29 protein-coding genes are annotated in these 26,472 nt (G+C 63.5%); 9 read left to right on the forward strand and 20 right to left on the reverse strand.

All coding sequences use genetic code 11. The features are described 5' to 3' along the window. Positions 1-499: 499 nt before the first annotated feature. A complete protein-coding gene (locus NKI72_RS04950; RefSeq protein ID WP_502893708.1) occupies positions 500-1,162 on the forward strand; it encodes a hypothetical protein in 663 nt (220 codons plus the stop codon). Positions 1,163-1,691: 529 nt separating this feature from the next. On the opposite strand, the gene ftsH is transcribed toward NKI72_RS04950, so the two are convergent. From ftsH to NKI72_RS05030, 16 genes are all read right to left on the reverse strand, one after another. Beyond that, positions 1,692-3,617, reverse strand: a complete 1,926-nt coding sequence (ftsH, locus tag NKI72_RS04955) for an ATP-dependent zinc metalloprotease FtsH (protein ID WP_023677989.1) — start codon at positions 3,615-3,617, stop codon at positions 1,692-1,694. A gap of 106 nt (positions 3,618-3,723) precedes the next feature. Continuing rightward, positions 3,724-5,160 carry a tRNA lysidine(34) synthetase TilS gene (gene tilS, locus NKI72_RS04960; RefSeq protein ID WP_352471195.1) on the reverse strand — a complete coding sequence of 479 codons (1,437 nt, stop codon included), beginning with the start codon at positions 5,158-5,160 and terminating at the stop codon, positions 3,724-3,726. A gap of 54 nt (positions 5,161-5,214) precedes the next feature. Continuing rightward, entirely contained in the window at positions 5,215-6,324 is a 1,110-nt protein-coding gene (ybgF, locus tag NKI72_RS04965) for a tol-pal system protein YbgF (RefSeq protein WP_352831338.1), read from the reverse strand. A 175-nt stretch (positions 6,325-6,499) separates the two neighbouring features. Then, positions 6,500-7,006, reverse strand: a complete 507-nt coding sequence (gene pal / locus NKI72_RS04970) for a peptidoglycan-associated lipoprotein Pal (RefSeq protein ID WP_023677992.1) — start codon at positions 7,004-7,006, stop codon at positions 6,500-6,502. 238 nt (positions 7,007-7,244) lie between these two features. Continuing rightward, positions 7,245-7,631: a four helix bundle protein gene (locus tag NKI72_RS04975; protein ID WP_352849975.1), complete on the reverse strand. Its 387-nt coding sequence runs from the start codon at positions 7,629-7,631 to the stop codon at positions 7,245-7,247. Positions 7,632-7,682: 51 nt separating this feature from the next. Beyond that, complete coding sequence (gene tolB, locus NKI72_RS04980) at positions 7,683-8,954, reverse strand: Tol-Pal system beta propeller repeat protein TolB (protein ID WP_245274748.1); 1,272 nt, start codon at positions 8,952-8,954, stop codon at positions 7,683-7,685. 78 nt (positions 8,955-9,032) lie between these two features. Then, positions 9,033-10,190: a cell envelope integrity protein TolA gene (gene tolA, locus NKI72_RS04985; protein WP_352768348.1), complete on the reverse strand. Its 1,158-nt coding sequence runs from the start codon at positions 10,188-10,190 to the stop codon at positions 9,033-9,035. Positions 10,191-10,197: 7 nt separating this feature from the next. Further along, positions 10,198-10,656, reverse strand: a complete 459-nt coding sequence (tolR, locus tag NKI72_RS04990; RefSeq protein WP_352831336.1) for a protein TolR — start codon at positions 10,654-10,656, stop codon at positions 10,198-10,200. Between the two features lie 9 nt (positions 10,657-10,665). Next, positions 10,666-11,376, reverse strand: a complete 711-nt coding sequence (gene tolQ, locus NKI72_RS04995) for a protein TolQ (protein WP_023677997.1) — start codon at positions 11,374-11,376, stop codon at positions 10,666-10,668. A gap of 295 nt (positions 11,377-11,671) precedes the next feature. Then, the gene (gene ybgC, locus NKI72_RS05000) at positions 11,672-12,142 is read right to left on the reverse strand and encodes a tol-pal system-associated acyl-CoA thioesterase (protein WP_352471199.1); all 471 of its coding nucleotides are present in this window, start codon (positions 12,140-12,142) and stop codon (positions 11,672-11,674) included. 127 nt (positions 12,143-12,269) lie between these two features. After that, on the reverse strand, positions 12,270-13,310 hold the full coding sequence (gene ruvB / locus NKI72_RS05005; protein WP_352849963.1) for a Holliday junction branch migration DNA helicase RuvB: 1,041 nt from the start codon (positions 13,308-13,310) through the stop codon (positions 12,270-12,272). Positions 13,311-13,353: 43 nt separating this feature from the next. Beyond that, entirely contained in the window at positions 13,354-13,974 is a 621-nt protein-coding gene (ruvA, locus tag NKI72_RS05010; RefSeq protein WP_352471200.1) for a Holliday junction branch migration protein RuvA, read from the reverse strand. 13 nt (positions 13,975-13,987) lie between these two features. Continuing rightward, positions 13,988-14,410, reverse strand: coding sequence for a type II toxin-antitoxin system VapC family toxin (locus NKI72_RS05015; protein ID WP_352471201.1), 423 nt, complete (start codon positions 14,408-14,410; stop codon positions 13,988-13,990). Next, entirely contained in the window at positions 14,388-14,657 is a 270-nt protein-coding gene (locus NKI72_RS05020) for an AbrB/MazE/SpoVT family DNA-binding domain-containing protein (protein ID WP_352471202.1), read from the reverse strand. Before NKI72_RS05020 ends, NKI72_RS05015 begins: the two co-directional genes overlap by 23 nt. 55 nt (positions 14,658-14,712) lie before the next feature. After that, the gene (gene ruvC, locus NKI72_RS05025) at positions 14,713-15,225 is read right to left on the reverse strand and encodes a crossover junction endodeoxyribonuclease RuvC (protein ID WP_352471203.1); all 513 of its coding nucleotides are present in this window, start codon (positions 15,223-15,225) and stop codon (positions 14,713-14,715) included. Between the two features lie 264 nt (positions 15,226-15,489). Then, positions 15,490-16,344 carry an SDR family oxidoreductase gene (locus NKI72_RS05030; protein WP_352471204.1) on the reverse strand — a complete coding sequence of 285 codons (855 nt, stop codon included), beginning with the start codon at positions 16,342-16,344 and terminating at the stop codon, positions 15,490-15,492. Between the two features lie 192 nt (positions 16,345-16,536). On the opposite strand from NKI72_RS05030, the gene NKI72_RS05035 reads away from it, so the two are divergent. Continuing rightward, positions 16,537-16,854 carry a winged helix-turn-helix transcriptional regulator gene (locus NKI72_RS05035; protein WP_352831331.1) on the forward strand — a complete coding sequence of 106 codons (318 nt, stop codon included), beginning with the start codon at positions 16,537-16,539 and terminating at the stop codon, positions 16,852-16,854. 38 nt (positions 16,855-16,892) lie between these two features. Here NKI72_RS05035 and rcdA read toward each other — a convergent pair whose 3' ends face one another. Then, complete coding sequence (gene rcdA, locus NKI72_RS05040) at positions 16,893-17,420, reverse strand: protease adaptor protein RcdA (RefSeq protein WP_352450833.1); 528 nt, start codon at positions 17,418-17,420, stop codon at positions 16,893-16,895. A 581-nt stretch (positions 17,421-18,001) separates the two neighbouring features. Between rcdA and NKI72_RS05045 the strand changes: the two genes are divergently transcribed. After that, positions 18,002-18,553, forward strand: a complete 552-nt coding sequence (locus NKI72_RS05045; protein ID WP_352831329.1) for a DUF2269 family protein — start codon at positions 18,002-18,004, stop codon at positions 18,551-18,553. 41 nt (positions 18,554-18,594) lie between these two features. Here the strand turns inward: NKI72_RS05045 and NKI72_RS05050 are convergent, their stop codons facing one another. Beyond that, positions 18,595-19,365: a sulfite exporter TauE/SafE family protein gene (locus NKI72_RS05050; RefSeq protein ID WP_352450835.1), complete on the reverse strand. Its 771-nt coding sequence runs from the start codon at positions 19,363-19,365 to the stop codon at positions 18,595-18,597. A 95-nt stretch (positions 19,366-19,460) separates the two neighbouring features. After that, on the reverse strand, positions 19,461-19,910 hold the full coding sequence (locus NKI72_RS05055; protein WP_023678010.1) for an Lrp/AsnC family transcriptional regulator: 450 nt from the start codon (positions 19,908-19,910) through the stop codon (positions 19,461-19,463). A gap of 133 nt (positions 19,911-20,043) precedes the next feature. Between NKI72_RS05055 and NKI72_RS05060 the strand changes: the two genes are divergently transcribed. The 3 genes from NKI72_RS05060 to NKI72_RS05070 all read left to right on the forward strand — a co-directional run bounded on the left by NKI72_RS05060 (position 20,044) and on the right by NKI72_RS05070 (position 22,785). After that, a complete protein-coding gene (locus tag NKI72_RS05060; protein ID WP_352831327.1) occupies positions 20,044-20,928 on the forward strand; it encodes a DMT family transporter in 885 nt (294 codons plus the stop codon). A 176-nt stretch (positions 20,929-21,104) separates the two neighbouring features. Continuing rightward, a complete protein-coding gene (locus NKI72_RS05065) occupies positions 21,105-21,752 on the forward strand; it encodes a thiamine phosphate synthase (RefSeq protein WP_352737793.1) in 648 nt (215 codons plus the stop codon). A gap of 1 nt (position 21,753) precedes the next feature. Next, positions 21,754-22,785: a tetratricopeptide repeat protein gene (locus NKI72_RS05070; protein ID WP_352683356.1), complete on the forward strand. Its 1,032-nt coding sequence runs from the start codon at positions 21,754-21,756 to the stop codon at positions 22,783-22,785. Positions 22,786-22,827: 42 nt separating this feature from the next. On the opposite strand, the gene NKI72_RS05075 is transcribed toward NKI72_RS05070, so the two are convergent. Continuing rightward, positions 22,828-23,844, reverse strand: a complete 1,017-nt coding sequence (locus NKI72_RS05075) for a zinc-dependent alcohol dehydrogenase family protein (protein ID WP_352849964.1) — start codon at positions 23,842-23,844, stop codon at positions 22,828-22,830. Positions 23,845-23,956: 112 nt separating this feature from the next. On the opposite strand from NKI72_RS05075, the gene NKI72_RS05080 reads away from it, so the two are divergent. From NKI72_RS05080 to NKI72_RS05090, 3 genes are all read left to right on the forward strand, one after another. After that, the gene (locus NKI72_RS05080) at positions 23,957-24,814 is read left to right on the forward strand and encodes a LysR family transcriptional regulator (protein ID WP_352831324.1); all 858 of its coding nucleotides are present in this window, start codon (positions 23,957-23,959) and stop codon (positions 24,812-24,814) included. A gap of 138 nt (positions 24,815-24,952) precedes the next feature. After that, on the forward strand, positions 24,953-25,519 hold the full coding sequence (gene efp, locus NKI72_RS05085; protein WP_023678016.1) for an elongation factor P: 567 nt from the start codon (positions 24,953-24,955) through the stop codon (positions 25,517-25,519). Positions 25,520-25,600: 81 nt separating this feature from the next. Further along, positions 25,601-26,401, forward strand: a complete 801-nt coding sequence (locus NKI72_RS05090; protein ID WP_023678017.1) for an inositol monophosphatase family protein — start codon at positions 25,601-25,603, stop codon at positions 26,399-26,401. Positions 26,402-26,472 lie beyond the last annotated feature (71 nt).

Genomic DNA, 26,472 nt, shown 5'->3' on the forward strand with positions numbered 1-26,472 from the left:
GAACTTGGCGGGGAGACGGTCCCGGCAACGAATTCATCACCTTAAAGAAAAGAATGCACTTCTAAATTTGTCTCTACGCTACTTAGCATCTGGCGCAACCAGCCGTTGAGCGCTATTGCTGCACTGGGACATATCATGAACCGCCGCAGGGAGAAAACGCATGCTCATCCACCGACTTGCCACTTTGACGGGTCTTGCCGTCGCGACCTTATTCCTGGCGGCGCCTGCCAGCGCGCTGACCATGGCCGAGTGCAGCACCAAGTATAACACGGCCAAGGACGCGGGAACGCTTGGCGGGCAGAACTGGAACCAGTTCCGCAAGGCCCAATGCGGCACCGATGCTTCCGCCGCTACAACCGAACCCGCGCCAGCCAAAGCCACGGCCAAGGCTGCCGACACGACCAAGGCAGCCGCCGCCGACGATGCGGCGCCGGGCCTGACGGCGAAGGAGTGCAGCACCAAATACCAGGCCGCCAAGGCTGCCGGCACGCTCAACGGCATGAAGTGGAACGATTTCCGCAAGACCCAGTGCGCCGCCGGCGCGACGGCAGCCGCACAACCCGCCGCCAAGACCAAAGCAGCGGCGGCCAGCAGCGATGACGCAGCGCCTGGGCTGACGGCCAAGGAATGCAGCACCAAATACCAGGCCGCCAAGGCTGCCGGCACGCTCAACGGCATGAAGTGGAACGACTTCCGCAAGAGTGAATGCGCCGCCGGCGCAAGTGCAGCCGCACAACCCGCCGCGGCACCTGCCAAGGCGACGACAGCCGCCGCGACCGATACCGGCAAAGGCGTCAGCATGGCGGATTGCAGCGCCAAATATCAGGCTGCCAAGGCCGGCAACACGCTGAACGGCATGAAGTGGAACGACTTCCGCAAGAGCCAATGCGGCGCCGGCGCAGCCGACGACGACACCCTGCCGGCTCCCGATGCCAAATACACCGGCGATCCGCAACCGCCGACCATCACCGCCCCCCAGGGCGTGAAATTCCCGACGGCGATCTCCAAGAAGTATGCAACCGAGACCCCGGCCAAGGGCCGCATGCACACCTGTCTCGACCTCTACTACGCCAACAAGGACGCCAACACGCTGGGCGGCCTCAGGTGGATCCAGAAGGGCGGCGGCTTCTACAGCCTCTGCAACGCCAAGCTGAAGAGCTGACCGGCGCCACCATCCGACGACATGAGCCCGCGAGCCGCAAGGTTCGCGGGCTTTTTGTTGCTGCCGAACAAGTGAGAGGGCCTTCCGAGGTCGAACCAACTGTCAGATCGTGTTTCTTGGCTCTGTCCGGCCGACATCGATCTCGGCACCACCGGAACTCTCATAGCCAGAAGCAGAAAACCCGCCTCGGCGGGCGGGTCATTCAGCGCCAATTGGCACCACACCCAAATTGATAGCATAGCTGCCGGCACAAAGCAAGAACAAAATGTGGCGCCGCCGGCAAAAAATGCGAGCTTCATTCTCCGGCGCGCCTTGTCGATCTTCCCGAAGTCGTCAACGAGGCCGATAGAAGGCTCCATTCCTTCGCGCCTCTCTCTGTCCTGCCGGACATCCCCCCGCGAGGCGGGAGATTGGCCGTCATCGTCACTTTCGCCAATTTCCTGCGATGCAGGAAGGGTCGCATTCCCCAAGAGAAAACGCCGCGGTTAGAGCCGCGGCGTTTCGAAGTCGATCTGTGCCGGGCCGGAGCCTAGCTTGACGGCTGAGGTTCCATGCCGCCTTCGGGCTCGGGGCCTTTCTTGCGGCGGCCGGACTTCGGCACGGCCGAGCCGCGGCTCGGCGGCGTGTCGTCGCCAAGGTCGCGCGCGGGCTTATTGCCGGCGATCAGCTGCTTGATCTCCTCGCCGGACAGCGTCTCGTATTCGAGCAGGCCCTGCGCCAGCGCGATCCATTCCTTCTTTTTCTTGGTCAGGATAGACCTTGCCGTCGAATAGGCCTCGTCGATCAGCCGGCGCACTTCGGCGTCGATGATTTGCGCCGTCTCTTCCGAGATGTTCTGCGTGCGCGCCACCGAATGGCCGAGGAACACCTCCTCCTGGTTGTCGCCATAGGCGACATGGCCGAGCTTGTCGGAGAAGCCCCAGCGCGTCACCATGGCACGCGCCAGCTTGGTCGCCTGCTCGATATCGGAGGAGGCGCCGGAGGTGATGTTCTCCTTGCCGAACTTGAACTCCTCGGCGACACGGCCGCCCATCATGATGGCGAGGCGCGAGATCATGTATTTGTAGCTCATCGAATAGCGGTCGCCTTCCGGCAGCTGCATGACCATGCCGAGTGCCCGGCCGCGCGGAATGATGGTCGCCTTGTGCAGCGGATCGGCCGACGGCACGTTGAGCGCCAGGATGGCATGACCAGCCTCGTGATAGGCGGTCAGCTCCTTCTCGGCCTGTGTCATCGCCGACGAGCGGCGCTCGGCGCCCATCATGATCTTGTCCTTGGCGTCCTCGAATTCGGCCATGGTGACGAGGCGCTTGTTGCGCCGCGCCGCCATCAGGGCGGACTCGTTGACCAGGTTCATCAGATCGGCGCCGGAAAAGCCCGGCGTGCCGCGCGCGATCACCTTGAGGTCGACATTGGGCGCCAGCGGCACGTTGCGCACATGCACCTTCAGGATCTTCTCGCGGCCGACGATGTCGGGGTTCGGCACCACCACCTGGCGGTCGAAGCGGCCCGGCCTCAGCAGCGCCGGATCGAGCACGTCTGGCCGGTTGGTGGCGGCGATCAGGATGATGCTTTCGTTGGATTCGAAGCCATCCATCTCGACCAGCAGCTGGTTCAGCGTCTGCTCGCGTTCATCATTGCCGCCGCCCAGGCCGGCGCCGCGATGGCGGCCGACCGCGTCGATTTCGTCGATGAAGATGATGCAAGGCGCGTTCTTCTTGGCCTGGTCGAACATGTCGCGAACGCGGCTTGCGCCGACGCCGACGAACATCTCGACGAAGTCCGAGCCCGAAATGGTGAAGAACGGCACGTTGGCTTCACCCGCGACCGAGCGGGCGAGCAGCGTCTTGCCGGTTCCAGGAGGACCGACGAGCAGCACACCGCGCGGGATCTTGCCGCCGAGCCGCTGGAATTTCTGCGGGTCGCGCAGGAACTCGACGATCTCTTCCAGATCTTCCTTGGCTTCGTCGACGCCGGCGACGTCCTGGAAGGTGACGCGGCCATGTGCTTCGGTCAAAAGCTTGGCCTTCGACTTGCCGAAGCCCATGGCGCGGCCGGAACCGGACTGCATCTGGCGCATGAAGAATATCCAGACGCCGAGGATGAGGATCATCGGCAGCCAGGAGATCAGGGTGCCGAACAGCGAATTGGAGCCGTCGGATTCAGGACGCGCGTTGATGGTGACGTTCTTGTCCTGCAGCCGCGAAACCAGTGACGGGTCCCCAGGCGAATAGGTCTGGAAGCCGTTGGAACTGTCCGTGTAATTGCCGGAGATACGGGCGCCGGCGATGGTCACCGACTTGATCCGTCCCGCCGCGACTTCCTGCAGGAACTGCGAATAGGGAACATCGCTCGAGGCTCCACGCGTCTGCGGCGTCTGGAAAAGATTGAAGAGAGCGATGAGCAGGACCGCTATGATCGCCCAGAGCGCGAGGTTGCGATAATTCGGATTCATCAATTGTCCCGTTGGCGCCCGCTGGGCGGACACGCGTCGTGAGAGGAAACTTGGCCCTAACATAGGGAGAGCGTCTCCCATTGCCAAGCATAACAGCAGGTCTCGGTTAAGCTTTCGCCCGTGGTAGGCCGGCATTGTGGCCGCCGAACGGCACGGCTGGAACGGGCGCCGCGCCAAGCAACGCGGCGACGGCATCGGCCGGCGCCAGATCGAAGGACGGCAGGAAACGGGCGAAGGGCGCGACTGCCGGATATGCGGCGACAGCCGCCGGCATCGGGCCTTCCCCGGGCAAACCCGGGCCTTCCCCCAGCAAACCAAGGCATTCGCCATCCCGCCAGAGCGCCGGCTCGGCGGCCAAGGCGGCACGCACAAGGCTTGCCGGCGTGCCATGCCCGGCAATTGCCCGCTTTGCGGCAAGAGCCGCCCCGAGCGGTGCTATCAACAGCGGCGCGATCATCAACAATGCACCTGGACTGTCGCCCAATGTGATCCGTCTGCGGCCGTCCCACAGGGCATTGCCGGAAACCGCAACAGCGGGCGGCAGATCGCGCAATTCGCGGTGCAGAAAGATGCCGGTACGCCGGGCATCGATCACGGTCCGCGACAATGTGGCACAAAGCGGCCCGGTGCGGAACCGGCCGAAAAGGGCTTCGCTGCGGGCCTGGTCGGGAAGAAAGGCGGTGCCGCCGGTCGCCGCCAGCAGGATGCGCAGCGCATAAATGGCCGACCGGCTGTCGGCGGCCGTCGCAAAATCCCGATCGAGCCGGACGAGGCCGGCGGCCGGCCTGGAGGCCAAGCTGTGGATCAGCATGGCCGCGCGATGTCCCAGCTGCTCACGCTCGACCGCCGCCTTGCTGGCCAGCGCTATCGCTTCAGCCACGCTAGGCGTACCATCGCCTTCGGCAAGTGCTGCGCGGACGCGCGGCCGCTCGAAAGCGGTGTCGGCATTGGTCGGATCTTCGATCCAGGCAACCTGTTCACGCCGCAGGAATTCGCGCAGCTCAGCACGCCGCACGCGGAGCAGCGGCCGCACGATCCAGTGCCGCCACTCGTAGAGGGTTGCCGGCGCCATGCCGGCAAGGCCCCGCGCTTCGTCGCGCGGCCTCTCCTCACCTGGCCCGTCGTCACGTGCTTGCCGCATCAGCACGGTCTCGGCCTGGTCGTCGGCGGTGTGGCCGGTCAGGATCAGGCCGATGCCTGCCGCTTCGGCGGCCTCGGCGAGCAGCCGGTAGCGGGCTTCGCGCGCGGCGGCGGGCAGGCCGGTCGATGGTTTGTGCCCCGACCAGGCGAGGATGCGATGGGCAATGCCGCGCGCCGCGCACAGCCTGGCCACGGCTTGCGCTTCCGCTGCCGCTTGCGGCCGCAATTGATGATCGATCGTTACCGCCAGCAATTTCGTTGCCGGGGCGTTACGATCGAGATGGGCTTTGAGGAGGAGGAGAAGGGCGGTCGAGTCGCTGCCGCCGGACACGGCCGCAACAGCGCCGTTGGAAAAGTCGATCCGCGAAAAATCCGAAAGGTCAGGCTCGCTGTCGAGCGTCATGCATGTCGCCCAAGCGTGGGCCCGGTTTTGCGGCAACGACACGCAACGGAAAAACTAGCACGCCGCGAGTGCCCTTTCCTGCTTGACCCGCTCCTTGAGCGCGCCGGAAATATCGGGGTAGCGCTTGCCGATCTCGCTGAAAGTGGCACAGGCCACGTCGCGCTGCTTCAGCCCGACCAGTGAAACGCCGAGCTTCAGCAGCATGTCGGGCGCCTTCTTGGCCTTGGGATAGTCCTTGCTGGCTGCGAGGAAAATCTCGGCCGCATCGCGGTATTTCTGCTGGCCGAGCAGCGATTCACCGAGCCAGTAATGCGCGTCCGCTGCTTTGGCGTCCTTGGGAAAACGGGCGATATGGTCGCGGAAGCCCTGTTCGGCGGTGCTGTAGTCGCCCGACAGGATGAACTGGTAAGAGTTGCGGTAAAGCTCCTCCGGATCGTTGGTCGACGGGAGTGCCGCAACCACCGTATCGTCGGATTTACCGGCCTTGTTGCCGGCTGCGCTGGCGCCGTTGGCTGGGGCCGTATTCTGCTGCGGCGCATTCGCTTGCGCATTGCCATCGGCTTCGACGACATTGCCGTTTTTGTCGACGGTGATGGTGCCGAACGTCTTGGGCGGCGCGCCGGGGATCAGCTTGCCGGGATCGCCGTTGGGCGATTCGACGATGACGTCCTCGACGCTCTTGTCGCCGTCTGCCGCCTTGCCCGCATCGGCCGGAGCCGGCGTCCCCGGCGCCTCCGCCACGTTACTGTCGCCGTTGGGGCTGTCGCTGCTGGGCGCGGCCTCGGACTTCTTCTGCTCGGCCGGCTGCTGCGCGCCTTGCGGACCGCCTTCCAGCTGCTGGAAGCGGAATTCGTTGTCTTCCTGCTGCTTGCGGATCTGCTCCTGCATCTGCAGGACCTGGAAATTGAGTTCCTCGATCTTGCCATTCATCTGCCGGAGCTGTTCCTCCAGCGCCGGAGTGCCGGTACCATCCTGCTGCGCGAATTGAACCTGATCCGGCTTTTTCTTTTCGCCGAAAATGCCGGGCAGTTTGATCGTCGGCAGGTGGAAGGAAAAACCGCTTTCCGATGACTGCCCGGTGCCGTTTGCCCCGTCAGCAAGTGCCGCGATACTTGATACGAGCAGCAGCGCAAGCGTGCCGCTCAAGACCGATCTGAAATGCATGTGCCTCTCGCCGTGAAACCGTTAGCCTGTTGCGCGCCCTTGCCAACCGAAGTGGCCAGGCGCCCTCGGCTCTTAACAGGACGTGAGACTTCGGCCAAATTTTGTTTGGAGCGGGCAGATATGAAAAAGGCGGCCTTTTGGCCGCCTTTCGCACCAAGTGTTGCATTTATGCCGATCAAGAACCGGCGCCGCCCAGCGTGGTTACGGCGCGGCGGTTCTGCGACCAGCAGGAGATGTCGTCGCAAACCGCGACCGGACGCTCCTTGCCGTAGGAAATGGTCTTCAGGCGCTGCGCCGAAACGCCTTTGGCGACCAGGAAGTCGCGTGTGGCGGCAGCACGGCGGGCGCCGAGCGCCAGATTGTATTCGCGCGTGCCGCGCTCGTCGGCATGGCCTTCGATGACGATGGCATACTGCTTGTACTGGTTCAGCCACTGCGCCTGGCGCGACAGCGTCGTCTGCGCATCGGCGCGGATCGAGGACGAATCGGTGTCGAAGAAGATGCGGTCGCCGATGTTGACGGTAAAGTCCTGGGCCGATCCGGGCGTTGCCGCGCCGGCGCCGTTGAGGCCGAGATCGGCGGCGCTGTTCGGCGTCTTCTTCGAGGCGCAACCGGTGATCGCGAGCATCGCGACCAGCGCGATCATGACCGGGTTTGTGGTAAGTGCTGCGATACGGCCCATGCCGCCTCTCCTTCGCAATTCGAGTGATTTCATTGATCGTCCAGTAACCACGTTTGGGTTAACCGGCGCTCAAGAAACACGGTTAAAATTTGGTTTTCGGCTGCCGTCCGCAACCGTTCTGCCGAGGGGCGACAATGAGCGCGGACCGTAGGCGGAAATGCGGCTAAAACATGAAAAAGAGGGAATTGAGGAACTGAAGAACCGAGGAATTGAGGAATCGAGGAATTGAGCAAAGAGATCACCTCAGCTTCTCTCTGAGATTGACCAGCACTCCGTAGATACGGGCATAGGATTGCAACCAATGGTCGCGTTGCGCCTGTGTGATGTACTCGAGGTCGAACGCATACGAACTCCAGGTCTCCACCTCACTGCATGATCCTATGGCCATTGAAATGAAGCGTGCGAATTCGGGCTTGGAGTGAGCCTGTTTGGCAAAGCCTTCGGCCAAATTGGCGCAGATCGCCTTGCTGGAACGACGTAGTTGATCGGCGAGCGCGTATTGCTCCATTTTCGGAAAAGCAAGCGTGGCTCTGTGTACCCCAAGGGAAACCGCACAGGCACGCTTATAGACTTCTAAATCCCTCGCGTGCTCGATGTAGACCCCTCTGCCTTCTCCATTCTTCAGTTCTTCAACTCTTCAACTCCTCAGTTCTTCAACTCCTCAGTTCTTCTTCCATCACTCCAGCAGCGGCGACCAGGCCGGATCCGAGGCGAAGTTCGCCGTGGGGATCGACTGTTCGTTGCGGCCGGTGAGATCGACCGAAACAAGTTTTGGTCCACCATTGGAATCGCGGAAGAACATCAGCACCCGGCCGTTGGGCGCCCAGGTCGGCCCTTCCTGCTGAAAGCCGGTGGACAGGATGCGCTCACCCGAACCGTCGGTGCGCATGACGCCGATCTGGAATTCGCCGCCGGTCTGCTTGGTGAAGGCGATGAGATCGCCGCGCGGCGACCACACCGGCGTCGAATAGACGCCGTCGCCAAACGAGATGCGGGTCTGGCCCGAGCCGTCGGCGCCCATCACATAGATCTGCGCGCGGCCGCCGCGATCCGAGGTGAACACCACCTTGCTGCCGTCAGGCGAGTAGGACGGTGAGGTGTCGATGGCGGTCGAATTGGTGAGCCTGGTCGTCGAGCGGCTTCTCAGATCCATGGCGAAGATGTTGGAATTGCCGTCATCGCGCAGCAGGCTCATGATCACCTTCTGGCCGTCCGGCGAAAAGCGCGGCGCAAACGTCATGCCGGGGAAATTGCCGACCAGCTCGCGCTGCCCCGTCTCGATCTGCAGCAGGTACACCCGCGGCTGACCGCTTTCATAGGACATGTAGGTGATTTCCTGCCGGTTCGGCGAGAAGCGCGGCGTCAGCACGATCGATTTGCCGTTCGAGAGATAGCGGACGTTGGCGCCGTCCTGGTCCATGATGGCTAGCCGCTTCTTGCGCGCATTCTTGGCACCGGACTCGTCGATGAAGACGACGCGCGTGTCGAAATAGCCCTTCTCGCCGGTCAGCCGCTCGTAGATCGCATCGGCGATGATATGGGCGACGCGCCTGGTATTGGCGTCGTTGGCGAAGAACTGCTCGCCCGACATCTGCTGGCCGGCAAACGTGTCCCACAACCGATACTGGGCGCGAATGCGGCCGTCAGCCTCCTTGCCGACACTGCCGGTGACCAGCGCCTGCGCATTGATCACCTTCCAGTCTTCGAAGCGCGGCGTGGCATCCGGGTTCGAGATCTTTTCGATGAAAGCGCTTTTGTCGATCGGCGCGAACAGGCCGGAGCGTTTCAGGTCGGCACTGACGATGCCAGAAATCTCGGCGCCGAGCGCATCGCCGCCCTGGAAGTCCGTGATGGCGATCGGCAACGGCTCGACATTGCCCTTATTGACGTTGAGCTCAACGAGCGCCCGCGCCGGCAGGGTGACAGCAACGGTCATACCCAGCGCCATCGCTGCGATCGTCAGGAGCGGCTTGAGGATGGATTTCATGTCTTCTCGCTTCTTTCGCTGATTCTGTGAGCGCCAGGCCTAAAGACCGAGCATCTCCCTGGGGTCAAAAGTGACCCGAACGTCGGACCAGATGTCTTGCTTGCCCGCCGGAACCTGCAAGCCGGCCACATCGCATTTCTGAACCGCGCGCACTGCACTTTCGTCAAACGGGCGGTTTCCGCTCGACTTTTCAACGCTCGGCCGGCCATCCAGCTTGCCGGAGGCGTCCAGATTAAACCGGACCACGACGACGAAATTCTCCGAACCCTCGAGCCCTGCCGGAAGCGTCCAGCAACCACCAAGCTGGGCCTCCAATGCCCCCTGCTCCGATTTCGAAAGCTTCTGGCCCTGATCCTTCTCGCCGCCGAGCGATGCCTGCTGGGTCGAGCGCTTGGCGCCGCCGCCGGACGGCTTCCGCTTGTCAAGCAGAGCCGAAATCTCGTCGGCGTTGAATTGCTTGTCGTCCGATTTCGGCCTGGATGAGGCTTCCTTGACCGGCTTGTCGGCGTCCTTGCGCTCCGGTGCCTTCGCGCTCTCGGCCTGGGCCGGCTGCGGCTTTGGCCGAGCCTCGGGTGCCGGCGCCGAGTCGGGAAGCTGCGCCTCCTCGGTTGGCGGTTGCTTGGCAATCGCCTCGGCGACGGCATCCGGCTTGACCTCGGGCTGCGGATCGATCGCGGCAGTCTTGTCCTGCGGCGGCGTGGGCGTCGGCTCCTTGGCCGGCGTCGGCTTGGGCTCGGTCTGCTTGACAGGTTCGGGCTTGACCTCTTCCTTCGGCTGCGGCACCGGCGCCACCTCCGTAGCAGGAATAGGCTTCGGCTCTTCCTTCGGCTTCGGCACGTCCTCGGGCTTGGGCTTTTCGACCGGCGTCGGCGCGGGTGGCGGAGCCGCCGTCATGTCGACTGGCTGGGGCTTGGGCTCAGGTGTCGGCGGCTTGTCGGTGTCGACGCTGTTATCGCCGACTTTCTGGGCATCGGGAACGATGTCGGGACGCTGCGTCGGTACCGGCGCCGGCTTGTCGTGCATTACAGCTTTCTTGTCGCCTTGCAGGACCTGTGCCGTCGCTTCCATCGGCACGATCTCGACCGACACCGATTCCGCATCGGACGCAGGCATCGCAGGCGGCGAGGACAACGTGAACAGCCCGAAGGCGATCGCCACCGTATGCAAGATCACCGATGTGGTGAGGCCGGTCCTCATCTTGCGTCTACTGATCCTGTTCCTGCAGTGAAACCAGGCCGATATTCTTGTAGCCAGCAGCCGAGATGCGGGCCATCACCTTCATGGCAGTGCCATAGTCGGTGGACTTGTCACCCCTGATGAAAATGCGCTCGTCATAGCCGGTCTTCGAGATCGCCTGCAGCTTTGCCACCAGCTCCTCGATCGGGATCTCGGTTTCCTGGAGGTAGATCTGACCGGCCGAGTTGATGGACACGGTTATAGGCTGCGTATCGGCGTTCATCGCTTTGGCCTGGGTATCCGGCAGGTCGATCGGCACGCCGACCGTCAGCAACGGCGCCGCGACCATGAAGATGATCAGCAGCACCAGCATCACGTCGACCATCGGCGTGACGTTGATCTCCGATATCAAGGCGTGATGGCGGCCGCGCCGCCTGTGGCCTCGACCACCGCGTCCTCCGCCACCCGCGCCTACAGACATTCCCATGATCGTTCCTCAGGCCTTCTGCGCGACTTTTTCATCGATTTGGCGCGAGAGTATGGCGGAGAACTCATCCGCGAACCCTTCCATGCGGACGGCGATCTTGCTCGCGTCGGACGACAGCTTGTTGTAGGCGATGACGGCGGGGATGGCGGCGAGCAGGCCGATGGCCGTCGCCAGCAGCGCTTCGGCGATACCGGGCGCGACCACCGACAGGCTGGTGTTCTTCGAAGCGGCGATCGCCTGGAACGAGGTCATGATGCCGATCACGGTGCCGAACAGGCCGATGAAGGGCGCCGCCGAGCCGGTGGTGGCGAGGAAGCCGAGCCGCCCTTCCAGCTTTTCCATCTCGCGGGTCAGCGCCAGATCCATAGCCTTGTCGATGCGGGTCTGCAGGCCGAGCGGCGATTTTGCGCCCTTCTCGAAGCTCTTCTTCCATTCGCGCATGGCGGCGACGAAGATCGCGCTCATGCCGGTCGTCTTGCGGTCGGCGAGCGTGCGGTAAAGCTCTTCCAGCGACTGCCCCGACCAGAACACCTGTTCGAAGCGGTTGAGCGCCAGCCGCATGCGGGCATAGGCGACGAGCTTGTCGACGATGATCGCCCAGGTCCAGATCGAGGCACCAAGCAGCCCGATCATGACCAGCTTGACCACCCAACCGGCCTGCATGAACAAGGCCCAAATCGATAAATGCGCGCCCGGTTCGGCGAGAGCGATGTTTTCCATGTTACGTCCTTAAAGATTTTCCGGGCGTGGCTGGCGGCTGGCCCATGGGCATCCCTTGTGGTCCGTTCGCGTTAAGCTTGCGGAATAACCCCAAATGCACCGTTGGCGGCCTTTTCGGGGCAAATATTGGTGAAAGGAAGGCGCTTGGATTCTTCCAATCTTAACCAATCCCTTCATGGACCGTTATGGTTAAGGATGGGTTAGGACGTACAGCGCGGCGCATTGCCGCGCCCCGACGACCAGCCCGGCGATCCTCGCCTCGACCGGGAGCTCCGGATCTTCCGCCTCTGAACTCTTATTTGCGCGTTCCGGGCATGAAGGCTGCCACCCAATCCTTGGGAAAGCGCCGCGGCCGGCCGTTCTCGCCGACGATCGCCGCTTCGACCCGCGCCTCGACCAGCACTTCGCTGCCGCGTTTCAACTGCTGCGCCATGACGATGCGGGCGCCGGAAATGTCTTCGGTGCGCGTATCGATGGTCAGGATGTCATCCATGCGGGCCGAACCGCGGAAATCGATCTCCATGCGCCGCACCACCCAGACTATTTTCTCGCCATGCTTGCCGTCGGCAAGCTCGGTGTGGTGGACGCCGGCCAGCCGCAGATAGTCGGACCGGCCGCGCTCGAAGAATTCGAGATAGCGCGCGTGGTAGACGACGCCGGAAAAATCGGTGTCTGCATAATAGACCCGCGCCATCAATCGATGGCCGAATTCCGTGAGCGCGCCGGAAAGTCCGGCGGACAATGCCGATTCACCGTGATCGTCCATTGCGCTGTCCTTTTGGCCCGACAGGCCCTGTTTCAAGCAACACCTGTTTTGCGCATAGACCGGCGATGATCAAGACCTGGAGGGCTGGGCCGGGGACTGCCAGCACCGAAGCCATAAACAGCGGAACTTAGGGTTCTTCCTGGAACAGGCTGATCTGCTGCTGCGCCAGGTCCTTTGGCGCGTCGAGGCCGAGATGCCGCCAGGCATTGGCCGCCAGCACGCGGCCGCGCGGGGTACGCATGATGAAGCCTTGCTGGATCAGAAAGGGTTCGATGATGTCCTCGATGGCATCGCGTGGCTCGGAAAGCCCGGCGGCGATTGTCTCGATGCCGACCGGCCCGCCGCCGAAATTCCGGGCGATCAACGACAGATAACGGCGGTCGAGCGAGTCGAGGCCGAGCCCGTCGACCTCCAGCCGCGTCAGCGCCTCGTCGGCGATCTTGCGGTCGACATGGCCGTCGCCGGCAACGCTGGCGAAGTCGCGCACCCGGCGCAACAGCCGGCCGGCGATGCGCGGCGTGCCGCGCGCCCTCCGGGCGATCTCCAAAGCACCGTCGTCGCCGAGCGGCATGGCAAGGATGCGGGCGCCGCGCCGCACGATCTGCTCGAGTTCCTCGACCGAGTAGAAATTGAGCCGCACCGGAATGCCGAACCGGTCGCGCAGCGGGTTGGTCAACAGGCCGAGCCGGGTGGTGGCGGCGACAAGCGTGAAGCGGGCAAGGTCGATCTTGACCGAGCGCGCCGCCGGCCCCTCGCCGATGATCAGGTCGAGCTGGAAATCCTCCATCGCCGGATAGAGGATTTCCTCGACCGCCGGGTTGAGCCGGTGGATCTCGTCGATGAACAGCACGTCGCGGTCTTCGAGGTTGGTGAGCAGCGCCGCGAGATCGCCGGCCTTGGCGATGACCGGACCCGAGGTCGAGCGGAAATTGACGCCAAGCTCGCGCGCCATGATCTGCGCCAGCGTCGTCTTGCCGAGGCCGGGCGGGCCGACGAACAGCACATGGTCGAGCGCTTCGCTGCGCCCCTTGGCGGCCTCGATGAACACTTTGAGATTGGCCCGCACCGCCGCCTGGCCGACGAAGTCGCCAAGCGTCTGCGGCCGCAAGGTCTGCTCGGCGTCCTCGCCGCGTCTGTCGGGAGCAATGAGGCGTGGCGAAAGGCTCATGCCGCCTTCCTTGCATATGGCAAGGGACCGGACAAGCAACGTCTCACCGTGCCAGCTCCTTCAGCCCGAAGCGGATCAGCTTCGAGGCGTCCGCCTCCTCGCCTGCCGTCTTCAGCGCTGCCGCCACCGCATTGGCCGCGGTGTCGCGCGAATAGCCGAGATTGACCAGCGCCGAGACGGCGTCGGTGATCGGCGCCGAGGCGACGCCCTCGCCGAGCTCCTGCTTCAGGCCGATGGTGCCGGAGGCAGTGCCCGCATAGGCCGGCGCCTTGTTCCTCAATTCGGTGACGATGCGCTCGGCGACCTTCTTGCCGACGCCGGGAGCACGGCTGACCATGGCGATATCGCGCAGCGCAATCGCATTGGCGAGGTCGGCCGGCGCCAGCGTCGACAGGATGGCCAGCGCCACCTTGGCGCCGACGCCTTGCACATTGTTCATCAACAGCCGGAACCATTCGCGCTCCAGCACCGACTGGAACCCATAGAGCCGCAGCATGTCCTCGCGCACATAGGTCTCGATGAACAGCACCACCGCCTCGCCGGGCGGCGGCAATGCCGCCAGCGTGCGCGCCGAGCAATAGGCAACGTAGCCGACGCCATGTACGTCGATGATGCAGAAATCCTCGTCGATCTCGTCCAGCGTGCCTTTTAGCTTGCCGATCATTTGAGCGTGCCGATCATGCCGGGTGGGTTTCCGGAGAGATGATATCGAGGTCCGGGAAGTAGCTGCGATAGCGCGCGGCATCGCGCGTCAGCAGCCGATGCCCGGCGACAACCGCATGGGCGCCGATAAAGAAATCCGGCAGCGTTCGTTCGCCAATGCCGCCGGCGCGGCGATAGCGGGAATGCGTGACACCAGCGAGGAAGGCTGCCTCCCACGGCAGGAATTCGCGATCCATCTTGAGCATGTCGACTGCTTGGCGAAGGGCCTGTTCGGTCGCAATCAACGGCGCGAGCTCGGACCAGACGATTGCATTGATTACGAGTGCGCCGTCGCGCCGGCATGCGGTAATCGCGGATGCCGACCATTTCGTCTCCCGTCCGGCAGGACCCCAAACGTCGATCAGGACATTTGTGTCAATCAATGTCGAGATCTTCACGTGGGCCCCTCAGCCATTCCATATATTCGTTCGCCGTCATGCCTCCCAGATCCAGCGTACCGGCCATACGGCCGAGCATCTGGCTGAATCTGCGCGAGGCTTCCTCCTCCGACATGTTTTCGTCGACCGCAATAACACGAGCCCCGTCCTCGGTGGGGACGAACTCCACCTCCGAGCCCGGGCCGATACCCAGATGATCCCGTATTTCCTTCGGGATGGTCACTTGGCCCTTGGTGGTAACGCGCATGGTAATACCTCGTTGGTATTACTTATTGCCCATGGAGAACAAGTCAAGAACATACTTATCCGGCCAGCGCCGCCATCCTGTAGGCGATGCTCTGCCGGTGATGCGCGTGACAGATGGCGATAGCCAGCGCGTCGGCGGCGTCATCGCTGTCGAACGTCGCCTTCGGCATCAGCACCTTGACCATCATGTGGATCTGCTTTTTGTCGCCATGGCCGACGCCGATCACCGCCTTTTTGACGGCGTTTGGCGCATATTCGGCAACGACAAGGCCGGCACGCGCCGGCACCAGCATGGCGATGCCGCGTGCCTGGCCAAGTTTCAACGTCGCCGCCGCGTCCTTGTTGACGAAAGTTTGCTCGACCGCCGCCTCGTGCGGCATCGCGGCATGCAGGACCTCGGCGAGCCCGTCATGCAATTGGCAAAGACGCACCGCCAGCGCGGCCTTGTCGTCGGACCGCACCGTGCCGGAAGCGACGAAGCGCAGCGAATTGCCGAGGCTCTCGACGATGCCCCAGCCGGTGCGCCTCAGCCCCGGATCGATGCCGATGATGCGAATCGCTTCCCCCATCCGTCAAGTCTACCTTCGGGGGGACAGCGATGCCAGCGAAATGTGAACAAACCAGAAACAGCAAGCCGAGTCTGTTTAGAGAATGTTTGAGAGTCGCTCTGGCGAGACAGATGGCTTGGTTTTCGAGAACCGGAGCGGAGCGTACATAAGTACGCGAGCACCGGAAGCGCGGAAAGCGGCGCTAGTCTCGTCGTTTGAATAACTGTTGGCGCGAGCGACAGACGGTCCTCTGATCCTTTGGCGGATGTGACAGCCATCTCGGTTTCAACCGCGCAATGCTGCCGCAACGACGCTCTCCAGTGGCGTTGTCGGTCGACCGATTAGCCGGCTCATGGCGCCGCCGTCATCGAACAACGCTCCGCGTGAGGCTGCAATGTCGGCATCGGCCAGGATAGCGGCGAGATCGGCGGGCAGCCCGGCGCCTGTCAACACGCCCTCATAGGCCACCCCGGCAAGATCGTTGTAGGCGATCGCCTTGCCCGATTGCCGCGAGACCTTCGCCGCAAGCTCGGCGAGCGTGAACGCTTGGTCCGCCGCGAGCTCGTAAATCCTCCCTGCTTGATCCTCGCTCGTCAGCACCACGGCCGCGGCCTCGGCATAATCCTGCCGCGCCGCGGACGAGAAGCGCCCCTCATTTGCGGCGCCGATGAAGGCGCCGTGCTCCAGAGCCGCCGGGAGCGCCATCAGATGGTTCTCGGTGTACCAGCCGTTGCGCAGGATGACGGCGGGTAGGCCGGAGGCCGCGATGACCTCCTCCGTCTGCCGATGTTCGACCGCGAGCCTCGCGGGAGACGTGTCCGCATGCAGCATGCTTGTGTAAGCGATCAGCGAAACCCCCACCCGTTGGGCGGCCGTGATCACTGACCGATGCTGCGGCAAGCGGCCGCTGACTTCGGTCGAGGAAATCAGCAGCAGTCTATCGACGCCGGCCAGCGCCATCGGGAGCGTGTCGGGACGATCATAGTCCGCCTCCCGCACGACTACGCCGCGTTGGACAAGATCGCTGGCGTTTGCCGGATCACGAACCGCCGCAACGATCCGGCTGGCCGGAACTGTCTTCAGCAGTGCGTCGATCACGAGACGGCCAAGCTGTCCTGTTGCTCCAGTTATTGCGTACATCGTTCTGTCCATTTCGTGGTTGGATGGATTGAGAGCCTCAGATAGCGGCTCTCGTTACCCGCGGAAACCACGTATCTTGTAGTTACCATCATTTTCCGGTAACCAACTGGAAACTCTCATGGAAGATGCGCGATGGTCCTCAGGATGCGAACGAAGGTGAAGGCGCTTCCCGGCTGCCCCATGTCGAGGTGCATGGCGCTGCTTGGCGGGTGCTGGACACCCGAGGTGCTCTGGTCCTTGAGCGACGGCCCGCGCCGGTTCTCCGAATTGCGCCGCGATATCCCAGCCATTTCGGCGAAGGTGCTGACCGGCAGGTTGCGCGATCTCGAGGAGCGTGGCGTCCTCGCACGCCACGTGATGCCGACATCGCCGCCGACCGTGGAGTATGATCTGACGTCATTGGGGCAGGAGCTGCTCCCAGCGATCAGGTCTATCGTGGAGGTCGGATCGCGCCTGCTGCTGCGTGATTCTCCCCGCCTGATGATCGCGAGCCCATCCCTTCGCGGTTAGTCTAGATGGCCGCCGGAGTAGAATTATGAAACGGTCTCTCAGCCGCGGGCGAAAGCCGTGTTGAGCAGCGTGATCTGGTCGGAGACCGGATTGAGGCGACGGCTCGACGGCGGCACCTCGGCAAGGCCGCCATAGATCTCCTCGTCCATCCGGCGCACCAACGCCTGCAGCCGCAGCGAACGGTTGACGAGGTCGATGAAATCCTTCGGCAGCTCGGCCCAGCCGGGCGCCTCGTCATGCGCCGAGGCAGTGTCGAGACGCACCTTGGATTTTTCTGAGGCCACCTGATCGCGGGTCATCTCGCCGGAATTCGCCGCCCGCTGCAAAAGCAGCCACGAGGCGACCTGCATCAGCCTGGTGGTCAGCCGCATCGATTCGGCCGCATAAAGCGTCGCCGCCAGCCTCGACAGCTTCTTGGCCTCGGCGCGGCCCTTGCCGTCGAGATATTCGGCCGCCTGCTCGACCAGGCCCATGCCTTCCTGATAGAGCGGCTTGAAGGATTGGGAGAAAACCCGGCGCTCCGCCAGCTTGATGGTTTTCGCGCTCGCCTTCGAAGGCTCGTTCATCGCTACGCCCCTGCACTTGCCTGACAGCCGGCCGATTCGGCTCTTGGCCGCCATATCCGGCAGCCTAAACGACTGAAGCTTGAAAATGCGCTTCGCTGCCAGCGAAGGCAAGCACATGTTTAACAAACGGTTAACGGCCGCATTTAGCCGGAAGGACGCCCATGCCGGCGGACAAAAAAAGAGCCGCGGATAAGGCGGCTCTCAGGAGTTTAACAGGGAGGCGTCAAACAAAGTGGCTCCAACCACTCGGTAAGAATCCAGATCACTGGATGGACATAGTAAACGCCTGTAAAGCTTAACGAAGCCTTAACGCGGGGCATATTTTTCGATCAAGAACCCAGCATCTGTGCCGTAACAACACAGCTGACTGGCCACGGCGCCGTTCACACCACCGCCTGGAAAGTCGGGGCGACGCGCTTGCGCCATGGTTTCCTCCAAATGGTGACCGGCTTACCGAAACAAAACGGCACTGCGCGCGACATCGTTCCGAAACAGGCGCCGCGCTAAACGCCCGCTCCTCGCAACGAGGCGGAGCAAACCTTGCGCTCCGGCAAATCATCAAATCTCTCAAGGAGCGAATAATGGACTGGTACTCGGCCGTTAAATTTCTGCATATCGTCTCGGCGATCCTCTGGGTCGGCGGCGGCTTCACGCTGATGCTGCTCGCAGTACGCGCCGACCGCGCCGGGAACGTCGAAGGCATGCTGCAGGCGATGCGCGCCACCGGCGAGCTCGGCAACCGGTTCTTCGCGCCGATGTCGATGCTGACATTGCTTTTCGGCCTCATCATGTGCGGCCTCTGGGTCGGCTTTTCCGATCTGTGGGTGCTGATCGGCCTTGCCGGTTATGCGACGACCTTCTGCATCGGCATGTTCATCTTCAAGCCGACTGCCGACCGCATGGCAGGCATGATCGCCAAGGAGGGTGTGACGCCGGCAGTGCTTGCCCAGGGCCAGCGCGTCCTCAGCGCCGCGCGCTTCGACTATTCGGTGATGCTGGTGATCATCGCGGACATGGTGCTGAAGCCGACGCTGCACGACATCACCATTCTGGGCTGCATGGCGCTCGTACTGGCAACCGGCATTGCCCTGGCGCTTGGCAGGACGCGGCAGTTGCTGCCGAGTGCCGCCTGAGGTGTAAGGATATCCGGCGGCGGCCGAATGGGGCCGCCGTCTTACAGGAGGCCGGCGATGCCGTCCCACAGAAGCTTGACCGCGACGACCGCTACGGTCGCATAGGTGAAGGGATAGAACAGCTCCGGCCGCATCCGCCGCACCAGCCAGGCGCCGGCGATGGTCGACAGCGGCGCCAGCGGCATCAGCACCGCCGATGCGGTCAAATTGGTGGTGTCGAACTGGCCGAGCGCGAAATAGGGGATGAGCTTCAGCGCGTTGGTGACGGCGAAAAAGATCGCCGCGGTGCCCGACAGCACCTTCGGATCGAGCCTGATCGGCAGCGCATAGACCTGAAAAGGCGGCCCGCCGACATGGGCGACGAAGCTGGTGAACCCGGCAACAGTACCCCAGAAGCCGGCGGCGACGCGGTTGGGCTCCGCCGCGTGGCCGGCACCGTGGCGGAGTTGCAAATAGAGCCAGCGCAGCACGAAGATCAGGGCAACCGCGCCGACGATCAGCCGCACCATCTCTTCGGTTACAAGTGCCGCCGTCAGCCAGCCAAGGGCGATGCCGATCACGGCGCCCGGCATCATGTCGGCCAGCATCTTGCGGTCGAAGATGCCCCACCACGTCCATACCGAGACAATGTCCATCAGGCACAGAATTGGCAGAAGGATTGCGGCAGCCTGAACCGGCGGCATGGTCAGCGCCATCAACGGCACGCCGACAAAGCCGACGGCGCCGCCGAAGCCGCCTTTCGACAGGCCGACGAGGATGACGGCCGGAATGGCCGCGGCATAGAACCAGGGATCGACGAGCAGGCCTGACATGGGGAAGGGACGCTGGAGGGAAAGTTGAACTCTGGAATAGACCAGAAATGGCCAGACCGCGACCGCAAATATGTGGGCCACGCCACCGAAACCCGTCACATGTTTGGCATGTCGAGCGGCGGCGGGCGTCTCCGGATCGGCTGCGCCTTGATAATGGCGGTGCTGGTTTCGGCCTTGTCGGCGATGCGGTCGAGAATCCCGTCGAGCTCGCCGATCGAGCGGACGAACAGCCGGGCAACGAAGCAGTCATCGCCCGTCACCTTGTCGCATTCGCCGAATTCCGGGATTTCCTCGATCAGCTTCTGGACGATGTGCAGCTTGCCCGGCAATGGCCGGATGCGAACGATCGCCTGCAAGGCGTAGCCGAGCGCCTGCGGATCGATGTCGATGGTGAACGCGCGGATGACGCCGCGATCCTCAAGCCGCCGAAGCCGCTCCGAAACGCTTGGCGACGACAGCCCGACCTGCAGCGCCAGTTCCTTCAGCGAGGTCCGTGAATCCTTGACCAGGATATCGAGGAGCTTTCTGTCGAGCTCGTCCAGCATTTTACAATTCCAAGAAAAAAGCCGATGTCTACCTAATTAAATGAGGTTCGTCCTGCATATCACCAGCTGCAAGTCATGGAAATACCCGATCCGCCGTGGGATTATAAAATCTCAACGGGTTTCAGGAGCATCCATGGACAACACGGTACGCGGCACGATCGAAATGACGGCGGCGATGGCGATCCTCGGCACGATCGGCTGGTTCGTCGTCCTTTCCGGCCAGCCCATCATGGACGTGGTGTTCTGGCGCTGTGCTTTCGGGGCGGTAACGCTGCTGATCATCTGCGCGGCGCTGGGACTGCTGCGTGGCAGGCTGTCGCTTCGCATCGTCGCGATCGCGGCTCTCGGCGGTGCTGCCATCGTTATCAACTGGCTGTTGCTGTTCAGCGCGTTTTCCCGCGCGTCGATCTCGATCGCCACGGCCGTTTACAACACGCAGCCCTTCATGCTGGTGGGTTTTGGCGCGCTCTTCTTCTCCGAACGGCTGACGGTGACCAAGCTGACCTGGCTCGGCATCGCCTTCGCCGGCATGCTGCTGATCGTGCAGGCCGCGCCCGATGCAGGCGATCATGGTACGGATTACTTTACCGGCATTGCGATGGCGCTGGCCGCGGCTTTCTTCTGGGCCGTTGCGGCTATCGTCACCAAGAAGCTCAAAGGCACGCCGCCGCACCTGATCGCCCTGATCCAGGTCTGCGTCGGCGTTCTCATGCTGGCACCCGTCGCCAATCTCACCCACCTTCCCGCCGATGCGCGGAGCTGGGTCATGCTGGCGACACTCGGCATCGTCCATACCGGCCTGATGTACATCCTCATGTACGGCGCCATCCAGAAGCTGCCGACGCATCTGCAGGGATCGCTGTCCTTCATCTATCCCGTCGTCGCCATCCTCGTCGATGTCGTCGCCTTCGGCCATCGGCTGCATCCGGCGCAGATCGTCGGCGCCGCCGCCATCCTGGTCGCCGCGGCCGGCATGAATCTCGGCTGGTCGCTGTGGAAATCGAAGGTGCCTGCGTAGGGCCGCAGGCGACCAGGCGAGGAGAATTTCGGCCAACGGCAGTCATGCGCCGAGCCCTATGGAATCGTTGACGGCAATCGTGATCCCCCTGCCGCCTGTTCAATCCCCGCACTTTGCTCTATGCCGCAATGCAACCATCTTCGCCCAGCATAGGCGATAACCGGGATCGAACACCAATGAATGACGCAACGCCGCCCAACCGCTGCCGTATCGTGCTGATCGCGCCGCCGAACGTGCCGGCCGAGCGCATCGCCGCGGCCTTCGAGGGCGGTGACGTCGCCTCGCTTATCCTGCCGGAAAACGGTATGGACGAGGCCTCTTTCCAAGCCTTTGCCGAGCAGATCGTGCCGGTGGCGCAAGCGGCCGGCATTGCCGTCATCATTGCCGGCGACACCCGCATCGCCGGCCGCGTCCAGGCCGACGGCATTCATGTCGAGGTCGGCAAGGACGAGCTCGCCGAAACGATCCAACACTTCCAGGCCAGGATGATGGTCGGCACCGGCGGCGCCAAGACCCGCGACGATGCGCTGGAACTCGGCGAAGTCAGGCCTGATTACATTTTCTTCGGCCGTTTCGGCTACGACAACAAGCCTGAGCCGCACCCGCGCAACCTGTCGCTCGGGCAATGGTGGGCGGACGTCATCCAGATCCCCTGCATCGTCATGGCCGGATCCGATCTTGCCTCGGTGGAAGCGGTCGCCGCCACCGGCGCTGAATTCGTGGCGCTGTCCAGCGCCGTCTTCGCCGACGACGTCGATCCGAAGATGGCGGTCGCCGCCGCCAACGCGCTGCTCGACGAAACCGCGCCGCGCTTCGAGGACTGACGTGCTCTCGCGGAAAATCCTTTTCAGCGCCTTTCTTGCAACGGCCGTGACGCAGGCGATAGCGGCGGAACCCGTTCCGCTGCCGCAGCCCAGGCCGGATTCCAGCGAACCTGCCGACAAGCCGATCGCCGCACAATTGCCGCAGCCCGCCACCACCACCCCGTTGCCGTCGGCCGACACCATCAACCCCGACCGCTTCGGCGCAAAGCCGTCCGACGCTGCCTATGGCGCCTTTCAGCGCGGACTCTACAAGACGGCCTACAACCTTGCGCTTTCGCGCGCTCAAAACGGCGATCCGGCGGCACAGACGCTGGTGGCCGAGATATTGTCGCGCGGCCTCGGCGTGCCGGTCGACGCGGCAGGGGCGGCGAAGTGGTATGCGCTTGCCGCCGAGCAGGGCGTCCCGGAATCGCAATTCCAGTATGCGCTGATGCTGCTCGACGGCCGCTACGTCAAAAAGGACGAGAAGGAGGCCTATGCGCTGATGCAGGCCGCCGCCGAGGCCGGCAACCGCCTGGCGCAGTTCAATTTTGCGCAGCTGATGGTCGAACAAGAGCCCGGCGATGCCGGTATTGCCAAAGCCGTATCCTATTACGAGCGCGCTGCCGCGACCGGGCTTGCCGACGCACAATATGCGATGGCACAGGTCTACGCCAATGGCGCCGGCGGCAAGCCGCGCGACGATGTCCGCGCCCGCAGCCTGCTGGCACAGGCCGCGCGGCAGAACTACGACACGGCACAGATCGATCTCGCAACCTGGATGATCGAGGGGCGCGGCGGCGCCCGCGACCTGAAATCCGGCTTCAACTGGATGAAGCAGGCCGCCGAGGGCGGCAATGTCGCCGCCCAGAACCGTCTCGCCAAGCTCTACATGAACGGCATCGGCACCGACCCGGATCTGATCCTCGCTGGCGCCTGGTATGTTGTCGCCCGCCGCGCCGGGCTCATCGACCAAGAGATGGACGATTTCCTGCAGGGCCTGACCGACGACCAGACGCAGCAGGCGCTGCAACGGGCCAACCGCCTGCCCTGACCGCGGTCTCGAGACTCATCGCACCGGGCTCGTCAGGCGGGCTCATTGGGTATGATCGAGCACGACCTTGCCGAAGGGCGAGCCGTGTTCAAGGTACCGAAAGGCTTCGGCGGCCCGGCTCCATGGCACGACCCGGTCGATCACCGGTCTCAACCGGTTGACGACAATGGCTCGGTTCATCGCCTCGAAGGATTCGCGTGAGCCCACCGGTATGCCTCGCGCCCGGACCTGCCGGCGGAAGATGTCGAGCGGGTTGATGGCGCCGTCACTGCCGCCGAGATAGCCGATGACGTTGATCTGGGCGCCGCGCGCCGCTGCCCTCAGCGATTGTGCAAAACTCTGCGGTCCGCCAACCTCGATGATATGGTCGGCCCCGCGGCCATCCGTCAATCCCAGCACGGCCGATGCCCAGTCGGGGACGCTGCGATAGTTCACGCCGTCCTGCGCGCCAAGTTGCCTCGCCCGCGCAAGTTTCTCGTCGCTGCTCGACGTCACGATGACGCGCGCGCCGGCAGCGGCGGCGAACTGCACCGCAAACAGCGAAACGCCGCCGGTGCCGAGGCAAAGCACGGTGTCGCCGGGTTTGACGCTGCCCTCCGTAAACAGCGCGTGCCATGCCGTCACGCCGGCGCATGGCAGCGTCGCCGCTTCGGGGTCGCTCAGATTGGCCGGCGCCAGCACCGCCGCCTGTTCGTCGAGCCGGGCAAATTCGCTGAGCAGCCCGTCGATCGGGCCGCCGCGTTGATAGGAGGGCTCGGCCATCGCGAAACTGCCGCCGACCCAGCGTTGCCAGAACGTGCCGCAGACCCGGTCGCCGATCTTGAACCGGCTGACCTCGGCGCCGATGGCAACGACTTCGCCGACGCCGTCCGACAGCGGCACCAGCGGCAATGAAAACTTCGTGTGATAGCTGCCGCGGACGATCTCGGCATCGCGGTAGTTCAGCGCCGTCGCCTTGACCTTCACAATCATCTCCTGGCGCCCTGGCTCAGGCATCGGCCGCTCGACCATTCTAAGGTTCTCGAGGCCGCCCGGGCTCTGCAATTCGATCGCCTTCATCGTCGTTCCTTTCCAGCTGGGTCCTGCCAGAGGAAAATCGCTTGCCATCCATCGGATTTCAAATTCATAATGTTCAGGATAATTATGCTTCTCTGACATGTTCGGGTGTGTCGTGCTTGAAGAACTGAAAACACTGGCGCTCTTTGCCGAGGAGGGTTCGATTCAGAAGGTGGCGCAACGCCTGCCATTGACGCAGCCGGCCGTCACCCGCCAGATCCAGCGGCTGGAGGAGATGCTCGGCACGGAATTGCTCGACCGCCGGCTAAAGCCGTCGCGACTGACCCCGGCCGGCGTAGAGGTGCTGGCACGCGGCAAGGACATTCTCGCCGCCGTCGACGCGCTGAGATCATTCGCCAAGGGCGACGAGCCGGGGGGCCTGCTGCGGCTCGGCCTCGCGCATGGACTTTGCGACAAAGCCGTGGCCGCCGCCATTGGTGATGCCGTGGCGCGGTTTCCGAAGGTCTCGCTGCGTCTGAAGAGCGGCTGGAGCCTTGAGCTGGCCGACCAGCACAAGCGCGGACAGCTTGACCTCGCCGTCATCCTGGACGGCAGCAATTCCAAAGCTGGCGACGGCGTTGTCGGAACCGAGGCCCTCGGCGTCATCGCTGCCGAAAGCACTGTCCGGCAAGCCGACGTCAAGACCATGCCCTGGATCCTCAGCCCTGAGCCTTGCGACGCGCGCCGGCGGCTGGCGGCTGCCCTGGCCGAGGGCGGCCACAGGTTGATGGTCGGCGCCGAGATTCAGGACAGCGCGCTGCAGATCGACTGGGTTCGTCGAGGCCAAGGCCTTGGCCTGCTGCCCAGGCGGCTGCTGCGGGAAAAGCTGCCGCAGGGCATTGCCCTGGTCGACGCTCCCGGCCTCGAGCTGTCGCTGCGAATTGTCGTCCTGCGTTCGCCGCACCTGCATCTTTTGAGAGAGGTCGCCGACGCAGTGACCGAGGCCGTCACCGCGACTGTCAGGACGGACTGAGGCCGCCACGCCGCGCTGCCGGGCCAGCTTCGTTCCCGCTTCATCGGAAGGCGCTCCTTGCCTCTGCTGGCGATTTGTGGTCTTGGAGGCGCCAAATTGCCCTTTGCGGCGATCATCTCATTTCCGGATCACCTCACCATGGCCAAGATCAATGGCAACGAAATCCGTCCCGGCAACGTCATCGAGCATGATGGCGGCCTTTGGGTGGCGGTCAGGACCAACACCGTCAAACCCGGCAAGGGCGGCGCCTACAACCAGGTCGAACTCAAGAACCTGATCAACGGCACCAAGCTCAACGAGCGCTTCCGTTCGGCCGAGACGGTCGAGCAGATCCGGCTCGATCTGAAGGATTTTTCCTTCCTCTACGAGCAGGGCGACGCGCTGGTGTTCATGGACACCGAAAGCTACGAGCAGCTCGAATTGCAAAAGGAGTTCGTCGGCGATCGCGCCGCCTTCCTGCAGGACGGCATGATGGTGACGGTCCAGCTCTATGACGAAAGGCCGATCGGCATTTCGCTGCCCGACCAGGTGACGCTGACCATCACCGAGGCCGACCCGGTGGTGAGGGGCCAGACGGCAGCCTCGTCCTACAAGCCGGCGATACTCGAAAACGGCATCCGCGTGCTGGTGCCGCCGTTCATCGGCTCGGGCGAGCGCATCATCGTCGATACCAACGAAATCACTTACGTGCGCCGCGCCGACTAAGGCGTGATCCCAAAGAGTTGCAGACTTTTTGGATAAGATCATGCGTCAAGGCAAATAGGCGCAGCGACAGGAAGAACAGCAATGGCGCGTTCCGCGATCCTCAATGTCATGGTCCAGGCCGCAATGAAGGCCGGCCGCTCGCTGTCGCGTGACTTCGGCGAAGTGCAGAACCTGCAGGTCTCGATGAAGGGGCCGGGCGACTATGTCAGCCAGGCCGACCGCAAGGCCGAAGACATCGTCTTTGCCGAACTCTCCAAGGCGCGGCCCGGCTACGCCTTCCTGATGGAGGAACGCGGCGTGATCGAGGGCGACGACGGCCAGCACCGCTGGATCGTCGACCCGCTCGACGGCACCACCAATTTCCTGCACGGCATTCCGCTCTTTGCCGTTTCGATCGCGCTGGAGCGCCAGGGCCAGATCGTCGCCGGCGTCGTCTACAATCCGGCGATGGATGAGCTCTATACCGCCGAGCGCGGCGGCGGCGCTTTCATGAACGACCGCCGGCTGCGCGTCGCCGGCCGCACCAAGCTGGTCGATGCGGTGATCGGCTGCGGCATGCCGCATCTCGGGCGTGGCCAGCACGGCAATTTCCTCATCGAGTTGCGCAATGTCATGGCCGAGGTCTCTGGCGTCCGCCGTCTCGGCTCCGCCTCGCTCGATCTCGCCTACGTCGCCGCTGGCCGCATGGACGGGTTCTGGGAAACCGGCCTGTCGGCCTGGGATGTCGCCGCCGGCATTTTGCTGATCCGCGAGGCAGGCGGTTTCGTCTCCGATTTCGCCGGGGGACAGGATGTGCTGAACGCCGGTTCACTGGTCGCCGGCAACGAACTCATCCAGCGCGCGCTGTTGAAGACTATCAAAAGGCCACTCTCAGCCGGCTGATAGAGGCACGCCGCGCTGAACCGCCGCAGTCGCAAAACCGCAACCAAAGCTTGAAATACTGTCCCGCTGCC

Source organism: Mesorhizobium sp. M0437, from assembly GCF_040321335.1.
In the GTDB taxonomy this organism is placed as follows: domain Bacteria; phylum Pseudomonadota; class Alphaproteobacteria; order Rhizobiales; family Rhizobiaceae; genus Mesorhizobium.